The sequence below is a fragment of the Delftia sp. WSY_12 genome (assembly GCF_043104645.1).
GTDB classification, from domain to species: domain Bacteria; phylum Pseudomonadota; class Gammaproteobacteria; order Burkholderiales; family Burkholderiaceae_C; genus Comamonas; species Comamonas tsuruhatensis.
Genome location: NZ_JBICKW010000054.1, coordinates 138,374 through 153,421, shown reverse-complemented (window position 1 = coordinate 153,421; position 15,048 = coordinate 138,374). Strand labels below are relative to the sequence as shown.

Genomic DNA, 15,048 nt, shown 5'->3' with positions numbered 1-15,048 from the left:
ACACCGAAAGAACCCACGAATGACAGCGATCCAAGAGAGCCTGCGCGCTCCCGTCTCATCGGCCAGGGCCAACCTGAAAATGCTGGTGCGCTACAAGGCCTGGGCCAACAGCCTGACCTTCAAGAGCGTGATGGAGCTGCCCGAAGGCGAGGCCTTGAAGCAGCGGCCCACGAGCTTCGGCAACATGGTGCGCACGCTGAACCACGTCCTTGTGGTGGAGGACATCTTCAGGCACCACCTGCAGGGCCGCAAGCATGGCTACACCATGCGCAACACCGACCACACGCCCACGCTGCAGGCGCTGTGGGAATCCGTGCAGGCAATGGACCGCTGGTATGTGGAGTTCGTCGACGCATGCCCGGACGAGGAACTGGCGAAGGTCGTGCACTTCGAGTTCGTGGGCGGCGGGCAGGGCGCCATGACGCGCGAGCAGATCGTGCTGCACGTGGTGAACCATGGCAGCTACCACCGTGGCTTTGTCAGCGACATGATGTACCAGGTGCCCTTCGTGCCGCCGGCCAACGACCTGCCGGTGTTCCTCAGGGACTGCTACCGCGTGGACGAGCCGGCCTGCGGTTGAGGCAGGGCCAGGGCCTGCTGCGCCAGGGCGCCCTGGAGCACGGGCAGCTCAGGCGGCGCGTCGCCGGGCAGGGCCCATCCCTGGCGCAGCGCACCGGCAAAGCCGTCGGCCACGCGCGAGTAGGCGCGGCCGCTGGTCATCACCCGGGGCCGGGCCGACCAGGCGATGCGGGCGCCGCCGGCCGCCAGGCGGTCCACCAGGTCCTGGTCCTCGCCGCAGGTGCGTGCGTCGAACCCGCCGGCCTGGCGGTAGTGCCAGGCCGAGATGCCCAGGTTGGCGCCATGCACGTGGCGGTGGCCGTCGCGGTCCGTGTAGGTGGTCTCGAAGTGCCGCCGCGCAGTGTCCGCCTGGACGCCGTGGGCCGACCAGTCGGCCACCTGCACCGTGCCGCAGACCACGTCGGACTGAAGCGCCAGCTGGTCGGCCAGCCAGCTCGGCGAGACGGTGGTGTCGGCGTCCGTGAAGGCCAGCCAGCGGGCGCCCAGCAGCAGCAGGTACTCCGACCCCAGGGCCCGCGCCTTGCCCACGTTGCGCGCGGCAATGGACAATGGGATGGCGGGCCAGCGGCGCACGGCCGATTCGGTGGCGTCCTGGCAGCTGTCCAGCACCACCACGACGGCCACGGTCTCGCCTTGCAGGTCGGCATGGGCGGCCGCGCAAAACACGCTGTCCAGGCAGCGGCCTATGAGGTCTTCCTCGTCATGGGCTGGGATGCACACGCCGATCATCTGTCCGTCCTTTCAGGGGTTTTCTGCCAGATGTCCAGCTGGAAATCCGGTTCGCTGTGGCTCAGCAGCAAGTGCAGCTGCGCATGGGCCGACACGCTGTCATGCAGGGTGCGAGTGGTCTGCAGGTGATCGTGCGCCCCATGCCGCCAGTGGCACATGAGCCAGTGGCCGCCGCCCTGCAGCGAGGCCAGGCACTGGCGGTTGAAATGCGCCAGTGCCGCGTCGTCGAAGTAGTAGGCAAGCTCCGAGACCACGATGAGATCGAAGCCTTGCTGCGGCACCTGGGGCACCTGTGGCCATTGCCAGGGCAGGGGCAGGGCCTGCAGGTCCAGGCGGGCGCGGTCCTGCGGCGCAATCCGCTGGCGGCACAGATCCACGGCCCTGTCCGAGAAGTCGACGGCGCACAGCCGGTCGCAGCGCTGCAGCAGGCGCTGCGTGGCCTCGCCATTGCCGCAGCCGGGCTCGAAGCCGTGGGCATAGCGCTCGCGCGGCAGGGCGGCCAGCAGCAGGTCGCGCTTGCGCCGCTCGTACCAGCGTGATGCGACCTGCCAGGGGTCGGGGTCGGCCTGGTACATCTGCTCGAAGTGCTGCCGGGCGCCGTTCATAGAAACACCACTTCAAACGGACGCAGCAGGCGCTGCGTGGCCCAGGACGGCAGGATGGCGTCGCGGCCCGTGGACGGGTCGGGCAGCAGCTGGCTGCGAAAGCACGACAGGGCCTGGCGCTTGAGCGCCAGCTCCTGCGGCGCCAGCGCAATGGCGGCGGCGCGGTGCCAGGGCACGCGCGCGTCGCCGGGCTCGGCCCAGTGCCAGGCCCAGATCGGCAGCTCGAAGAGCCGGCAGCCCGCGTGCCGGGCTGCCGTGGCGCAGGCCTGGCCCGTGGCCTCGTGGTCCGGGTGCCCGTCCTCGCGCCAGGTGCACAGCAGCGCATCCGAGGGCTGCAGCAACGGCTCCAGCCGCTGCAGCAACTGCGCTGCATGCTCGGCGATATGGCCGTCGGGCAGGCCCAGCCGCAGCACCTGCGCCTGCGGCGCAAGCAGGGCCAGGGCCTGGGTGCTCTCCTGCACGCGCTCGCGCACCAGACGTTGCGGTGGCCACAGCGCCGAGTCGGGGTGGCTGGCTCCGCCATCGGTCACGGAGACGATGAGGCAGGGCATGCCCCGCTCGGCACAGCGGCGCAGCAGGCCGGCGCAGCCCAGGATCTCGTCATCGGGGTGCGGCGCGACGATGACGGCGCGGCGCCGGCCGTCCAGCAGGTCGTCCATGGATACCTGCGCTGGCCGGCGCTGCGCAAACCAGGCCTGCCAGCGCGATTCCGGCGTGCCCCGGCCCTCGATGAGGCGCGGCTTCACAGCATCCATGCCGCGCCTCCCGGTGCCTGCGAGGCCTGTGCCTTGTCGGCCAGCAGGCGGCCCAGCGCGGCCTGGTCGCGCTCGGCATGGCTTTGGCGGATGAAGACGGGCAGGTCGGCCATCAGCTGCGCCAGGCCCCTGTTCTTGCACAGCGGGCCGGGACCGATGGCGCGCGGCACGCGCCGCAGCACCTCTTCGGCGGCGGCTTCCACGGCCAGGCGGGCGCGGCTCACGGCCAGCAGGCAGGGGTCCGAGGGCGTGGCATCGATGCGGGCCGCAGCGTCGCGCAGCAGGCCGGCCGCGCCGGCCAGGGCCACATCCAGCGCGCCCAGGTGGGCCTGGCGGTGCGGGTCCTCGCCTTGACCGACGGCCTGCTGCAGATGGCTGGCGATGCGCGCTGCCGCGCCATGCCAGCAGGCCGCAACGCCCGCGCCGCCATGGTGAAAGCCGGGGCGGCTCAGGTACTGGCCCGGTTCGCCGACCAGCACGCCGGTGGCGCCGTCGAAATGCACGTCGGCGCTGGCGCTGGCGGCCATGCCCACGGCCTGCCAGTGGCTGTCGTCCCTGCGGATTCCGGGCTGGTCCATGGTGACGGCGATCAGGCAGCGCTGGCCGTCTGCCAGCCAGCCGCTGACCAGGGCGCGGTCCACGGCGCGGGCGCCGGAGCACCAGGGCTTGTGGCCGGACAGGCGAACCGCCGAGCCTGCCTGCAGGGTCGTGCGTTGCGTGGCGTCGGGAGATGCCGCCGTGGCCTGCACGCGCTCGCCCGGCGGCTCGGCGCACCAGACGGCCCAGCGCAGGCCTTCGGTGGCCAGGTCTGCCTGCAGCTCGGAGAGGATGGCCAGGGCATCGGTATGGCCTTCATAGAGCTTGGCCAGGCTCAGGCTGTGGGCGGCCACCTCGGCCAGTGCGCGCCAGCGCTGCAGCGTGTGGCCATGGCCCGGCAGCGGCAGGCGGTCGGCGCCCTGCGCCACCAGCAGGGCCAACTGGTCCGCTGGCGACAGGTCCGTGTGGCCGCGCAAGGCCTGCGCCAGCGTGTCGCTGCATGTCCACGCATGGGCGTGCTCGTTGTCGTGCTGGGCCATCGCCGCTTGCCTTCCTTTTGTGTGTCGTGCGCAGCCCTGGAAATGGGGGTGGGGCCGGGCGATGCCATGGTGCCGGGAGGATGAACGCGGCGCCGCAGGAGCAGGAAGGCATTACCTGTCGGAGACCACCGACCGGCAGGCGTCCCGTTCCACGCCGTCGGCAGGGCAGGCGGCCAGCTCCAGGCGCAGCGGTGCCTGCTCCTGCCTGATCGAGGGAACGGGGATGCCGAAGGCTTCCCTTTCCCTGTGCTCCAGCGGCCTGGCCTCTTTCAAGGCAGACAGAAAGGCCTTGCGCCACCAGTGCACGTCCTGCTCGGCGATGCGCTGCAGCAGCCGCTGGTGCCGCTGGCGCCTTTCCTGCAGCGGCATCTGCAGGGCCTGCTGCACCACGGCGGCCGTGCCGTGCACGTCGTAGGGATTGACCAGCAGCGCCTCCTGCAGCTGCTCGGCCGCGCCGGCAAACCGCGACAGCACCAGTACGCCCGGGTCGGCCGGGTCCTGGGCCGCCACATATTCCTTGGCCACGAGGTTCATGCCGTCGCGCAGCGGCGTGACCAGGCCCACGGCCGCCGCGCGGCACAGGCCCGGAATGCCATCGCGCGGCAGGGTCTGGTGGATGTAGCGCACGGGCATCCAGTCCAGCTCGCCGTAGTCGCCGTTGACGGCGCCGCACAGCGATTCAAGCTCCCGCCGTATGTCGGCATACGCGTCCAGGCCCTCGCGCGTGGGCGAGCCGATCTGGATCAGCGTGGCGCGCCGGCGCTGCTCGGGATGGCGGGCCAGCAGCTCCCGGAAGGCACGCAGGCGCTGCGGCAGGCCCTTGGAGTAGTCCAGCCGGTCTATGCCCAGCAGCAGGCGACGCTGTGCGTACTCGTGCTTCATGCGCGCATGCATGTCCTGCGATGCGCCGGACAGGGCCAGCGCCGCGAAGCCCTCCACATCGATGCCGATGGGGAAGGCGCGGCACACCAGGCGCTGCCCATGGGCACGCAAGGCGCCATCGCCCAGCGACTGGCCCCCGGCCTCGTCGCAGACATAGCGCTCGAAATGCTGCACGTCCTGGCGGGTCTGCAGGCCCACAAGGTCGTAGGCAAACAGGCAGCGCATCAGCCATGCATGCTCGGGAATGGCCGCCAGCAGGGTCGGCGGGGGCAATGGGATGTGCAGGAAAAAGCCGATGCGCTGGCGGCAGCCCAGGGCGCGCAGCTCGGCCGCCAGCGGGATCAGGTGGTAGTCATGCACCCAGAGGATGTCGTCCTGCGCCAGCAGGGGCAGCAGCCTGCGCGCAAGCAGCTGGTTCACGCGGCGGTAGCCGGCCGCATGGCCCGTGTCGAAGCTCGCCAGGTCCAGCCGTCCGTGAAAGACGGGCCACAGCACGCCGTTGCTGTAGCCCGCGTAGTAGCTGTCATGATCCGCGCGGTCCAGGTCCACCGTGGCCAGCGTGACGTTGCCTGCCTGGGTGCGGTGCACATGGCCGGCCGGCGCGGCCTGGGCACCGTCGTCGGTGACGGTCCCGCTCCAGCCGAACCACAGGCCGCCCGTCTGCCGCAGCGCATCGCCCATGGCCACGGCAAGGCCCCCGGCCGCGGCCCTGCGCGGATCGGCCACGCGGTTGGAGATCACCACCAGCCGGCTCATGGCAGCACCTCCGCGCAGGTCTGCGCAGCCAGGTGCATGCATGCGGACCGCAGCCAGGCATGCGCGGCCTGCGGGCTGCCCAGCCGGTGGCGGGCCCTGCTTGCGCCTTCGCCCACCTTGATCGCCATGCCGCCGTGCGCCTGCACCACGGCAAAGCCGCTCTCGTCCGTGACATCGTCACCGGCAAACACCGGGGTGCGGCCGGCGAACGGCGCTTCGCGCAGGAAGGCCGCAATGGCGTGGCCCTTGTCCACGCCTGCGGGCCTGACCTCCAGCACGCATTTGCCGTGCAGCAGCTCCAGCCCGGGCTGGTGCCGCAGTGCGCGGCCCAACATGTCCAGGCACAGCGTCGCCAGCTCTGGCGCACGCCGGTAGTGCAGTGCGACCGAGGAGCGCTTGCGCTCCACCAGCAGGCGGGGATGGTCGGCCGCCAAGGCATTGCACATCTGCAGCACGGTCTCTGGCATGGCCGACGCCTGCATGTGCAGGCGGCCTGCGGCATCCCGCCGCTGCAGGCCGTGCTCGCAGGCGGCGGGCAGATGCAGCGGCGCCAGAAAGTGGTCCAGCATCTCGACCTGCCGACCCGTGACGATGGCCAGCGCACCGCCCAACAGACCCTGCAGCCTGGCCAGCATGGGGATCAGGACGGGGTCTGGCGCAATGGCGTCCGGGGTCTCGGCCAGCGGCACGAGCGTGCCGTCGAAGTCGAGGAACAGGGCGGATCTGCAGGTGGGGAATGGGGGTGTTTCCATGGGGGCGCCAGGGTATGGGTTGCCGGTTTCGTGGATCGACATCAGGAAAGCGTCTGCTGCCATGGCCTGCTCACCGCTCGGCCTTGATGGAGCCGCGGATGTTGGTGATGGCCAGGCAGAACTGCAGACTCACCAGCGCCCAGGCCGCCGTGGACCAGCCCCACAGCGCCCACAGCGCATTGCTGAGCATCAGGATCCAGAAGCCCAGGTTGCGCCTTTGCGCAGAACGCGAGCCCACACACCAGGCGCCGGCGATGGAGGCCAGAAAGGCAGGCCACTGGAGCCAGTCGGGAATGTCGGGCATGGGGTTGCTCCTGTATGGAGTAAAGCGCGGGCACCTCAGTTGCAGGGCCGTGCCGGGTCGTCTTTGTCGATGGAGTGGCATTCCTTGCAGGCTCCGCTTTCGTGCGCGCGGGCGGCCAGATTGACGTGGAAGGCCGCCCCTTGCTGCAGCTGCTCCCCGTCCAGAGCCCTTCGATGCCGGTCATGCGGTTGCTGGCAATGTTGTTGGCTGCCAGCAGCTCGTTGCGCTTCAGGTGCAAGCTTCAGGTGCAATCAAGGCTGCTTGCGCACCATCTTCTTGCGCCGTTCGGCATCCAGGCCCGGCGTCTGGCGCATGTCGGTATCGACCTGGCCGGAGGCGAGGTCGTCATGGGCCTGGCGCATCACCGGATCGGGCGCATCGCTGGTAGCGTCCAGGCTCTGGTCGCGCTCGTGCGGAAGGCGCAGGCCCTGTTCGGATGCGTCGGATGCATCGGATTCACCGGGCGCATGGGGCGCCTTGCCGACCTGTCCGGGCAGCTTGGTCTGGCCATCGCCCGACGGCTTCGCCTGTGTGGGTGCAGAGGACTTGGATGCGGATGCGGTCTTGTCTTTCATGGCGTCTTCCTTTCATTCGCGGGCCTGCGCAGGCGGCGCTTGGGCCATGGTCTCTTGGCCCTTTCGCAGCCGCCGTGGGACCACGCCGAAAGCGCAGGAACGAAAAGATGCCTCGCGCATGAACGCCGTTCTCAGGCACGCCGATTGCCCTGTGCCGGGGTGCGAAAAATGGCCACAGGCCACTGGCGCGATGTCCGCAAGGCCCGGTCGCCGCGTTCCTACGGCACATGGCCGCAAGCGCGCACGCCGGCGGCGCGCCACGGCGATCACGATAGACATCACTTTCAACTGCCAAGGAGCACATTCCATGACGCAATCGAATCCCGCAAACCGTGACCCGCTGTCCGACGCGCCCGGCGCACATCCCGTGGGCACCGGCATAGGCGCTGCAGGCGGTGCCGTGACCGGCGCTGCATTCGGCGCAATGGGCGGCCCCATCGGTGCTGCCGTGGGCGGTGTGGCCGGTGCCGTGGTCGGCGGGCTGGCCGGCACGGGCGCGGCCGAAGCCGTCAATCCCACGGTCGAGGACGCCTACTGGCGCGACGCCTACCAGAACGAGCCCTACTACGTGGCCGGCCGCAGCTACGAGGAGTACCGCCCCGCCTACGAGCTGGGCTGGAACGCGGCCGCCGCGCGCCGCGATGCCGATTTCGATGCCTTCGACGCCGAATGGGAGCGCGAATGGACCACGCGCCGTGGCGCCAGCCATCTGGACTGGGACCAGGCCCGGCCCGCAGCGCGCGCAGCCTGGGAGCGCGCAGGCGTTCGCGATGTCCGTGATGACACGGGGACCATCGTGGCACCGGCCTACACCGGCGACATCGACAACGACGATGTGGCCGACGTGCTCAACGACCTGCTCGAATCCTGCCGCGATGGCGAGTACGGCTTTCGCACCTCGGCCGAGAACGCCGACTCGCCGGACCTCAAGACCCTGTTCCTGCGCCATAGCGCCGAGTGCGGCGCCGCCGCGCTGGAGCTGGAGGCCGAGATCCGCAAGCTGGGCCGCGAGCCCGCATCGGGCGGCACGGTGGCCGGCGCGCTGCACCGGGGCTGGGTGTCGGTGAAGACGGCGCTGACCTCGCAGGACGACAAGGCCGTGCTGGAGGAGTGCGAGCGCGGCGAGGATTCCGCCGTGGCCCAGTACCGCAAGGCGCTCAAGCAGCCGCTGCCTCCGGCCATCCGCGTGATGGTGGAGCGCCAGGCCCAGGGCGCGCAGCGCAACCACGACGAAGTGCGCGATCTGCGCGACCGCATGCGCGCGGCCTCCTGACCCGGCACAGCATGCCTGGGGGTTGCTAGCCGCCTACGCCGTACGGCGCAAAGCGGCTGGCGTTCTCATCCACATGCAGCGCCTTTCCCACATAGGGAAAGGCGCGCTGCGTGCACTGGTCGCGCTCGCAGACCTTGCAGCCCATGCCGATGGGCGTGGCCGATTCCGGATCGCCCAGGTCCAGCCCCTTGGCATAGACCAGGCGCGCGGCATGGCGTATGTCGCAGCCCAGGCCGATGGAGAAGGTCTTGCGCGGCGAACCATAGCCGCGCTGGCCATGCGAGACCGAGCGTGCAATCCACAGGTAGCGCCGCCCGTCGGGCATGCTGGCGAGCTGGCGCAGCACCTGGTCGGGCTGGCCGAAGGCCTCGTACACCGTCCACAGCGGGCAGGTGCCGCCGGTGCGGCTGAAGTGGAAATGCGTGGCCGACTGGCGCTTGGAGATATTGCCCGCGCGGTCCACGCGCACAAAGAAGAAGGGCACGCCGGGCGCGCCGGGCCGCTGCAGCGTGCTCAGCCGGTGGCAGACGGTTTCAAAGCCCACGCCAAAGCGCTGGCCCAGCAGGTCGATGTCATAGCGCAGCTGCTCGGCCGATTCCAGGAACAGGTCGTAGGGCAGCAGCAGCGCGCCCGCAAAGTAGTTGGCAAGGCCCACGCGGGCGAGCTTGCTTGAGGCCGGGTCGCCCTGGAAGGCGGCGGTGGCGATCAGCCGGTCCAGCGTGTCGCCCATCTCCAGCAAGGCCAGCTGCGTGCCCAGCTGGAAGGCCTGTTGCGCAGGCTCCAGCGCCGAGGACAGCCACAGCGAGCGCGTGGCCGGGTCGAACCGGCGCTGGCTTTGCCGGGAGTCTTCCAGGCGATGCACCTGCACGCCGTGGCGCTGCTGCAGCCGCCGGACCAGCCAGTCCGCCAGATGGCCCGGGTCCGCACGCGCCTCGCCGGCCAGGGCCTGGGCCGCGCGGTCCACTTCATCGAAGTAGTTCTGGTGCGCAAAGAAGAAATCGCGCACGGCCTCGAACGGCATGGTGCGCGCCACCGGCATGTCCGAGCGGTCATCGCCCAGCCTGAGCGACATGCTCTCGATGCGCTCCAGGGCTTCCAGATGGCGGCGGTGCAGCGCCATCACCGCACGTCCCAGGGCGGGCATCTGCGCGGCGACTTCCTGCAGCTCGGGCAGGGCAATGGATTCGGGCGCCTCGGCAAGGGCCTCGCGCAGGCCGGCGACCAGGCGCGCTTCCTCGTCCTCCGAGAACTGCTGGATATCGACGCCCAGCGCGCGGTTGAGCTTGAGCAGCACCGACACCGTCAGCGGCCGCTGGTTCTGCTCCAGCTGGTTCAGGTAGCTGGGCGACAGGCCCAGCGCGTGGGCCAGGGCGATCTGGGACAGGCCGTGCTCCGCGCGCAGTTTGCGCAGCTTGACGCCCATGAACGTCTTCTTCATGGCTGTTTCCTCGGGTGGCTGTTATTCGCAGAATTTGCAAATTCGCGGACTTCGTTTCGCAAGAATTCGCCTTTTCAGCACTATGGCAGGGGCGCTATTTTGCGTAAATTGCGAAACATGACAACACCCACCGGAACCGCCGAGCTGCATGAACTGGTATTGCCCGCGCTGGCCAACCACCACGGCACGCTGTTCGCGGGCCAGGGCCTGCAGCTCATGGCCAAGGCGGCCTTTCTCGCTGCGCGCAGCCTGGCACAGCGCGAGGTCGTGATGGCCGCCGTCACCGGCGTGGACTTCCTGGCACCCGTGCCCGTGGGCCATGAGATCGTCCTGCGCGGCTGGGTCAGCCGCGTGGGGCACAGCTCCATGACGGTCTGCGTCACCGCGTCGGCCCAGGCTCCGGGCATTGCCTGCGAGGACGTGCTCAAGGGCCTGTTCGAGATGGTGGCTGTCGACCACAACGGCCTTCCTGCGGCCATTGCCCATTCCTATCTGAACCAGGAGACCCTTCCATGAGTACCACGACCATCGACGCGCCATCTGCGTCCGCATTCAAGCCCAAGAAATCCGTCGCGCTGTCGGGCGTGACCGCCGGCAACACCGCGCTGTGCACCGTGGGCCGCTCGGGCAACGACCTGCACTATCGCGGCTACGACATCCTGGACATTGCCGAGGTCTGCGAGTTCGAGGAAATCGCCCATCTGCTGGTGCACGGCAAGCTGCCCACGCGCCCCGAGCTGCAGGCCTACAAGACCAAATTGCAGGCGCTGCGCGGCCTGCCGGCCAGCGTCAGGCAGGCGCTGGAGCAGCTGCCTGCCGGCGCCCATCCGATGGACGTGATGCGCACCGGCGTCTCGGCCCTGGGCTGCGTGCTGCCGGAAAAGGACGACCACAACCTGGCGGGTGCCCGCGACATTGCCGACCGGCTCATGGCCAGCCTGGGCTCCATGCTGCTGTACTGGTACCACTGGAGCAATTCGGGCCGGCGCATCGAGGTGGAGACCGACGACGACTCCATCGGCGGCCACTTCCTGCACCTGCTGCACGGCCACCGTCCGTCCGAAGGCTGGGTGCGCGCCATGCACACCTCGCTCAACCTCTATGCAGAGCATGAGTTCAACGCCTCCACCTTCACGGCGCGCGTGATCGCGGGCACGGGCAGCGATATGTATTCCTCCATCGCGGGCGCCATCGGCGCGCTGCGCGGGCCCAAGCATGGCGGCGCCAACGAGGTGGCCTTCGAGATCCAGAAGCGCTACGACACGCCCGACGAGGCCGAGGCCGACATCCGCCGCCGCGTCGATGCCAAGGAAGTGGTGATCGGCTTCGGCCACCCGGTCTACACCGTCAGCGACCCGCGCAACGTGGTCATCAAGGGCGTGGCCAAGCGCCTGTCCGACGAGGCCGGAACCACCCGCATGTACGACATTGCCGACCGGCTGGAATCGGTGATGTGGGAGGTCAAGAAGATGTTCCCCAACCTGGACTGGTTCAGTGCCGTCAGCTACCACATGATGGGCGTGCCCACGGCCATGTTCACGCCGCTGTTCGTGATCGCGCGCACCAGCGGCTGGGCCGCGCACGTGATCGAGCAGCGCCAGGACAACAAGATCATCCGCCCCAGCGCCAACTACACGGGGCCGGATGACCAGAAGTTCGTGCCCCTCGATGCGCGCGCCTGAGCCGCCGCTGTCCTGAACCTGGCGGGCGGGCTGCAGGCCTGCCCGCATTGCATCCGCCCCATGAACAACGACCACAAGAAACCCCTGCCCGGCACCACGGTGCACTACATCGATGCCCGCGCCGCCGTCGATGCGCTCTCGCCCGGCGCCTGGGCACGCCTGCCCTACACCGCCCGCGTCCACGCCGAGAACCTCGTGCGCCGCGCCGATCCCGCGCAGCTGGACGGCTACCTGCTGCAGCTCATCGAGCGCCGGCGTGACATCGACTTTCCCTGGTACCCCGTGCGCGTGGTCTGCCACGACATCCTGGGCCAGACCGCCCTGGTGGACCTGGCCGGCCTGCGCGACGCCATCGCGGCCGAAGGCGGCGACCCGGCCCAGGTCAACCCCGTCGTGCCCGTGCAGCTCATCGTGGACCACTCGCTGGCCGTGGAGTGCGGCGGCTTCGATCCCGACGCCTTTGCGAAGAACCGCGCCATCGAGGACCGCCGCAACGAGGACCGCTTCCACTTCATCGAGTGGACAAAAAAAGCCTTTGCCAACGTGGATGTGATCCCTGCAGGGAACGGGATCATGCACCAGATCAATCTGGAGAAGATGTCCCCCGTGGTGACAGTGCAGGATGGCCTGGCCTTCCCGGACACCTGTGTCGGCACCGACTCGCACACGCCCCATGTCGATGCCCTGGGCGTGATCGCCGTGGGCGTGGGCGGGCTGGAGGCCGAGAACGTCATGCTGGGCCGCGCCTCCTGGATGCGCATGCCCGAGATCGTGGGCGTGCGCCTCACGGGCCGGCGCCAGGCGGGCATCACCGCCACCGACATCGTGCTGGCCCTGACCGAATTCCTGCGCCAGCAAAAAGTCGTCGGCGCCTATGTGGAATTCTTTGGCGAGGGCGCCGACAGCCTGAGCATTGGCGACCGCGCCACCATCTCCAACATGTGCCCCGAATACGGCGCCACGGCGGCCATGTTCTCCATTGATGACCAGACCCTGGCCTACCTGCGCCTGACCGGCCGCGACGAGGCCCAGGTGCGCCTGGTCGAAGCCTATGCGCGCACCGCAGGTTTCTGGAGCGACAGCCTGGCCGATGCCCAGTACGAGCGCCTGCTGCAGTTCGACCTGTCCACCGTGGTGCGCAACATGGCCGGCCCCTCGAATCCGCACCGGCGCCTGCCCACCTCGGCCCTGGCCGAGCGCGGCATTGCCGATGCGGCCAAGCTGCAGGCCGCCCGCGCCCAGGAGGCGCAAGGCCTGATGCCCGATGGGGCCGTCATCATCGCGGCCATCACCAGCTGCACCAACACCAGCAACCCGCGCAATGTCATCGCCGCCGCCTTGCTGGCGCGCAACGCCAATCGTCTTGGATTGGTGCGCAAGCCCTGGGTCAAATCCTCGCTGGCGCCGGGCTCCAAGGCCGTGGAGCTGTATCTGAAGGAGGCCGGGCTGCTCACCGAGCTGGAGCAGCTGGGCTTTGGCATCGTCGCCTTTGCCTGCACCACCTGCAACGGCATGAGCGGCGCGCTGGACCCCAGGATCCAGCAGGAAATCGTCGAGCGCGATCTCTACGCCACGGCCGTGCTCTCAGGCAACCGCAACTTCGACGGGCGCATCCATCCCCAGGCCAAACAGGCCTTCCTGGCCTCGCCGCCGCTGGTCGTGGCCTATGCGCTGGCGGGCACGGTGCGCTTTGACATCGAGCAGGACGTGCTGGGCGTGGTGGACGGCCGCGAGATCCGCCTCAAGGACCTGTGGCCCGCCGACGAGGAGATCGACGCCATCGTTGCCCAGGCCGTGCGCCCCGAGCAATTCCGCGCCGTCTACGAACCCATGTTCGCCATCCGCAAGGACGATGGAGACCGGGCCCGGCCCCAGTACGACTGGCGCCCCCAGTCCACCTACATCCGCCGCCCGCCCTACTGGGACACCGAAGGCGTGGGCGCGCTGGCGGCCTTCCCGCGCACGCTGCGCAACATGCGGCCGCTGGCCCTGCTGCCCGACAACATCACCACCGACCACCTGTCGCCCTCCAACGCCATCCTGGCCGACAGCGCGGCGGGCGAATACCTGGCGCGCATGGGCCTGCCCGAGGAAGACTTCAACTCCTACGCCACCCACCGCGGCGATCACCTGACGGCCATGCGCGCCACCTTCGCCAACCCGCAGCTGGTCAACGAAATGGCCGTCATCGACGGCGTGCAGCACAAGGGCTCGCTGGCGCGCATCGAGCCCGAAGGCCGCGTGGTGCGCATGTGGGAGGCCATGGAAACCTACCTGAACCGCCGCCAGCCGCTGATCATCATCGCGGGCGCCGACTACGGCCAGGGCTCCAGCCGCGACTGGGCCGCCAAGGGCGTGCGCCTGGCGGGCGTGGAGGCGGTGGTGGCCGAGGGCTTCGAGCGCATCCACCGCACCAACCTCATCGGCATGGGCGTGCTGCCGCTGCAGTTCCTGCCTGGCACCGACCGCAAGACCCTGGCCCTGGACGGCACGGAGGTCTATGGCGTGGAAGGCGAGCGCACGCCGGGCACCCAACTCACGCTGGTGGTCGAGCGCAGAAACGGCCAGACGCTGCGCGTGCCCGTGACCTGCCGGCTGGACACGGCCGAGGAGGTATCGGTGTACGAAGCGGGCGGCGTGCTGCAGCGGTTTGCGCAGGACTTCCTGGCGCAGGCTCAGGCAGCCTGAGCAGGGAGCGTGCCAGCGGCCAGCGGCTGGCGCGCCAGCTCGATGAAGGCCTGCAGATAGTCGGTCTGCAGGTCCGCCACGCGCGCGCCCAGGAAGATCTGCTTGGCAATGCCCTTGGCGCCCAGGCGCACGGGCACCACGTCCAGCTTGCCCGCGTACTCCTGCACCAGCCAGCGCGGCAGGGCCGCCACGCCCCGGCCGCTGGCCACCATCTGCATCATGATGTCCGTGGTCTCTATGGCCTTCTGGCGGCGCGGCGTGATGCCGGCCGGCATGAGGAACTGGTTGTAGATGTCCAGCCGGTCCATGGGCACGGGATAGGTGATCAGCACCTCGGGCGCGAGCTGGGCGGCCTCCACGAAATCGGCCCCTGCCAGCGCATGCGCGCTGGAGACCACCAGCACCTGCTCGTAGTCGAACACAGGCACGAACTCCAGGCCCGCCTTGAACAGCGGATCGGGCGTGACCAGCAGGTCGATCTCGTAGCCGAACAGCGCGCCGATGCCGCCGAACTGGAATTTCTGCTTCACATCCACATCCACATCGGGCCAGCTCGCCAGATAGGGCGCGACGATCTTGAGCAGCCACTGGTAGCAGGGATGGCACTCCATGCCGATGCGCAGCGCGCCGCGCTCGCCCTGGGCGAACTGGCGCAGCCGCTCCTCGGCCAGGTCCAGCTGGGGCAGCACGCGCTGGGCCACGGCCAGCAGGTACTGGCCGGCCTGCGTCAGGCGCAGGCTGCGGCCTTCGCGCAGCCAGATGTCCGTGCCCAGCTGCTGCTCCAGCTTCTTCATGCTGTGGCTCAGCGCCGACTGCGTCACGCACAGCACGCCGGCCGCCGCCGTCAGCGAGCCCTGTTTTTCGACTTCACGGACGATGGCGAGGTGGGTGCGTTCGAGCATTTTGGTGAGAAAAATTCATGGATTTTTGAACTAGAAAAATTCTAGTTCATTG

15 protein-coding genes are annotated in these 15,048 nt (G+C 69.3%); 5 read left to right on the top strand and 10 right to left on the bottom strand.

Annotation, left to right across the window (positions count from 1 at the left end):
- Nucleotides 1-19 precede the first annotated feature (19 nt).
- On the top strand, nucleotides 20-580 hold the full coding sequence (locus tag ACF8LI_RS23985) for a DinB family protein (protein WP_392414412.1): 561 nt from the start codon (nucleotides 20-22) through the stop codon (nucleotides 578-580).
- On the opposite strand, the gene ACF8LI_RS23980 is transcribed toward ACF8LI_RS23985, so the two are convergent.
- From ACF8LI_RS23980 to ACF8LI_RS23945, 8 genes are all read right to left on the bottom strand, one after another.
- The gene (locus ACF8LI_RS23980) at nucleotides 550-1,308 is read right to left on the bottom strand and encodes a glycosyltransferase family 2 protein (RefSeq protein ID WP_154833425.1); all 759 of its coding nucleotides are present in this window, start codon (nucleotides 1,306-1,308) and stop codon (nucleotides 550-552) included. The genes ACF8LI_RS23985 and ACF8LI_RS23980 overlap by 31 nt on opposite strands.
- Nucleotides 1,305-1,913, bottom strand: coding sequence for a class I SAM-dependent methyltransferase (locus ACF8LI_RS23975; protein ID WP_071956938.1), 609 nt, complete (start codon nucleotides 1,911-1,913; stop codon nucleotides 1,305-1,307). Before ACF8LI_RS23975 ends, ACF8LI_RS23980 begins: the two co-directional genes overlap by 4 nt.
- Nucleotides 1,910-2,668 carry a PIG-L deacetylase family protein gene (locus ACF8LI_RS23970; RefSeq protein ID WP_374006657.1) on the bottom strand — a complete coding sequence of 253 codons (759 nt, stop codon included), beginning with the start codon at nucleotides 2,666-2,668 and terminating at the stop codon, nucleotides 1,910-1,912. The genes ACF8LI_RS23975 and ACF8LI_RS23970 overlap by 4 nt, the downstream gene beginning before the upstream one ends.
- Nucleotides 2,656-3,744: an acyl-CoA dehydrogenase gene (locus tag ACF8LI_RS23965; RefSeq protein WP_392414411.1), complete on the bottom strand. Its 1,089-nt coding sequence runs from the start codon at nucleotides 3,742-3,744 to the stop codon at nucleotides 2,656-2,658. Before ACF8LI_RS23965 ends, ACF8LI_RS23970 begins: the two co-directional genes overlap by 13 nt.
- Before the next feature lie 111 nt (nucleotides 3,745-3,855).
- Nucleotides 3,856-5,382, bottom strand: a complete 1,527-nt coding sequence (locus ACF8LI_RS23960) for a trehalose-6-phosphate synthase (RefSeq protein ID WP_279494164.1) — start codon at nucleotides 5,380-5,382, stop codon at nucleotides 3,856-3,858.
- Nucleotides 5,379-6,197 (bottom strand): trehalose-phosphatase, encoded by an 819-nt coding sequence (gene otsB, locus ACF8LI_RS23955; protein WP_392414410.1) that lies wholly within the window; start codon nucleotides 6,195-6,197, stop codon nucleotides 5,379-5,381. Before otsB ends, ACF8LI_RS23960 begins: the two co-directional genes overlap by 4 nt.
- A gap of 7 nt (nucleotides 6,198-6,204) precedes the next feature.
- Complete coding sequence (locus ACF8LI_RS23950) at nucleotides 6,205-6,438, bottom strand: hypothetical protein (protein WP_016452716.1); 234 nt, start codon at nucleotides 6,436-6,438, stop codon at nucleotides 6,205-6,207.
- 251 nt (nucleotides 6,439-6,689) lie between these two features.
- Nucleotides 6,690-7,013: a hypothetical protein gene (locus tag ACF8LI_RS23945; RefSeq protein WP_392414409.1), complete on the bottom strand. Its 324-nt coding sequence runs from the start codon at nucleotides 7,011-7,013 to the stop codon at nucleotides 6,690-6,692.
- A 307-nt stretch (nucleotides 7,014-7,320) separates the two neighbouring features.
- Here ACF8LI_RS23945 and ACF8LI_RS23940 point away from each other — a divergent pair, with 307 nt between their 5' ends.
- Nucleotides 7,321-8,286, top strand: a complete 966-nt coding sequence (locus ACF8LI_RS23940; RefSeq protein ID WP_392414408.1) for a PA2169 family four-helix-bundle protein — start codon at nucleotides 7,321-7,323, stop codon at nucleotides 8,284-8,286.
- 25 nt (nucleotides 8,287-8,311) lie between these two features.
- On the opposite strand, the gene ACF8LI_RS23935 is transcribed toward ACF8LI_RS23940, so the two are convergent.
- On the bottom strand, nucleotides 8,312-9,724 hold the full coding sequence (locus ACF8LI_RS23935) for a short-chain fatty acyl-CoA regulator family protein (protein WP_016448409.1): 1,413 nt from the start codon (nucleotides 9,722-9,724) through the stop codon (nucleotides 8,312-8,314).
- Between the two features lie 117 nt (nucleotides 9,725-9,841).
- Between ACF8LI_RS23935 and ACF8LI_RS23930 the strand changes: the two genes are divergently transcribed.
- Genes ACF8LI_RS23930 through acnD form a run of 3 tightly spaced genes read left to right on the top strand, consistent with a single transcriptional unit; the run spans nucleotide 9,842 to nucleotide 14,094 of the window.
- Nucleotides 9,842-10,240, top strand: coding sequence for an acyl-CoA thioesterase (locus tag ACF8LI_RS23930; protein ID WP_392414407.1), 399 nt, complete (start codon nucleotides 9,842-9,844; stop codon nucleotides 10,238-10,240).
- Nucleotides 10,237-11,406, top strand: a complete 1,170-nt coding sequence (gene prpC / locus ACF8LI_RS23925; protein WP_133073241.1) for a 2-methylcitrate synthase — start codon at nucleotides 10,237-10,239, stop codon at nucleotides 11,404-11,406. Before ACF8LI_RS23930 ends, prpC begins: the two co-directional genes overlap by 4 nt.
- A gap of 60 nt (nucleotides 11,407-11,466) precedes the next feature.
- Nucleotides 11,467-14,094, top strand: a complete 2,628-nt coding sequence (gene acnD, locus ACF8LI_RS23920) for a Fe/S-dependent 2-methylisocitrate dehydratase AcnD (protein WP_392414406.1) — start codon at nucleotides 11,467-11,469, stop codon at nucleotides 14,092-14,094.
- Here acnD and ACF8LI_RS23915 read toward each other — a convergent pair.
- Entirely contained in the window at nucleotides 14,082-14,996 is a 915-nt protein-coding gene (locus ACF8LI_RS23915; protein ID WP_016452712.1) for a LysR family transcriptional regulator, read from the bottom strand. The two genes, acnD and ACF8LI_RS23915, sit on opposite strands and share 13 nt — an antisense overlap.
- Between the last annotated feature and the right edge of the window lie 52 nt (nucleotides 14,997-15,048).

Bases quoted from the DNA above. Each gene is read 5' to 3' on its own strand.
- ACF8LI_RS23985 (WP_392414412.1), top strand. From the start codon at position 20: ATGACAGCGATCCAAGAGAGCCTGCGCGCTCCCGTCTCATCGGCCAGG.
- ACF8LI_RS23980 (WP_154833425.1), bottom strand. From the start codon at position 1,308: ATGATCGGCGTGTGCATCCCAGCCCATGACGAGGAAGACCTCATAGGC.
- ACF8LI_RS23975 (WP_071956938.1), bottom strand. From the start codon at position 1,913: ATGAACGGCGCCCGGCAGCACTTCGAGCAGATGTACCAGGCCGACCCC.
- ACF8LI_RS23970 (WP_374006657.1), bottom strand. From the start codon at position 2,668: ATGGATGCTGTGAAGCCGCGCCTCATCGAGGGCCGGGGCACGCCGGAA.
- ACF8LI_RS23965 (WP_392414411.1), bottom strand. From the start codon at position 3,744: ATGGCCCAGCACGACAACGAGCACGCCCATGCGTGGACATGCAGCGAC.
- ACF8LI_RS23960 (WP_279494164.1), bottom strand. From the start codon at position 5,382: ATGAGCCGGCTGGTGGTGATCTCCAACCGCGTGGCCGATCCGCGCAGG.
- otsB (WP_392414410.1), bottom strand. From the start codon at position 6,197: ATGGCAGCAGACGCTTTCCTGATGTCGATCCACGAAACCGGCAACCCA.
- ACF8LI_RS23950 (WP_016452716.1), bottom strand. From the start codon at position 6,438: ATGCCCGACATTCCCGACTGGCTCCAGTGGCCTGCCTTTCTGGCCTCC.
- ACF8LI_RS23945 (WP_392414409.1), bottom strand. From the start codon at position 7,013: ATGAAAGACAAGACCGCATCCGCATCCAAGTCCTCTGCACCCACACAG.
- ACF8LI_RS23940 (WP_392414408.1), top strand. From the start codon at position 7,321: ATGACGCAATCGAATCCCGCAAACCGTGACCCGCTGTCCGACGCGCCC.
- ACF8LI_RS23935 (WP_016448409.1), bottom strand. From the start codon at position 9,724: ATGAAGAAGACGTTCATGGGCGTCAAGCTGCGCAAACTGCGCGCGGAG.
- ACF8LI_RS23930 (WP_392414407.1), top strand. From the start codon at position 9,842: ATGACAACACCCACCGGAACCGCCGAGCTGCATGAACTGGTATTGCCC.
- prpC (WP_133073241.1), top strand. From the start codon at position 10,237: ATGAGTACCACGACCATCGACGCGCCATCTGCGTCCGCATTCAAGCCC.
- acnD (WP_392414406.1), top strand. From the start codon at position 11,467: ATGAACAACGACCACAAGAAACCCCTGCCCGGCACCACGGTGCACTAC.
- ACF8LI_RS23915 (WP_016452712.1), bottom strand. From the start codon at position 14,996: ATGCTCGAACGCACCCACCTCGCCATCGTCCGTGAAGTCGAAAAACAG.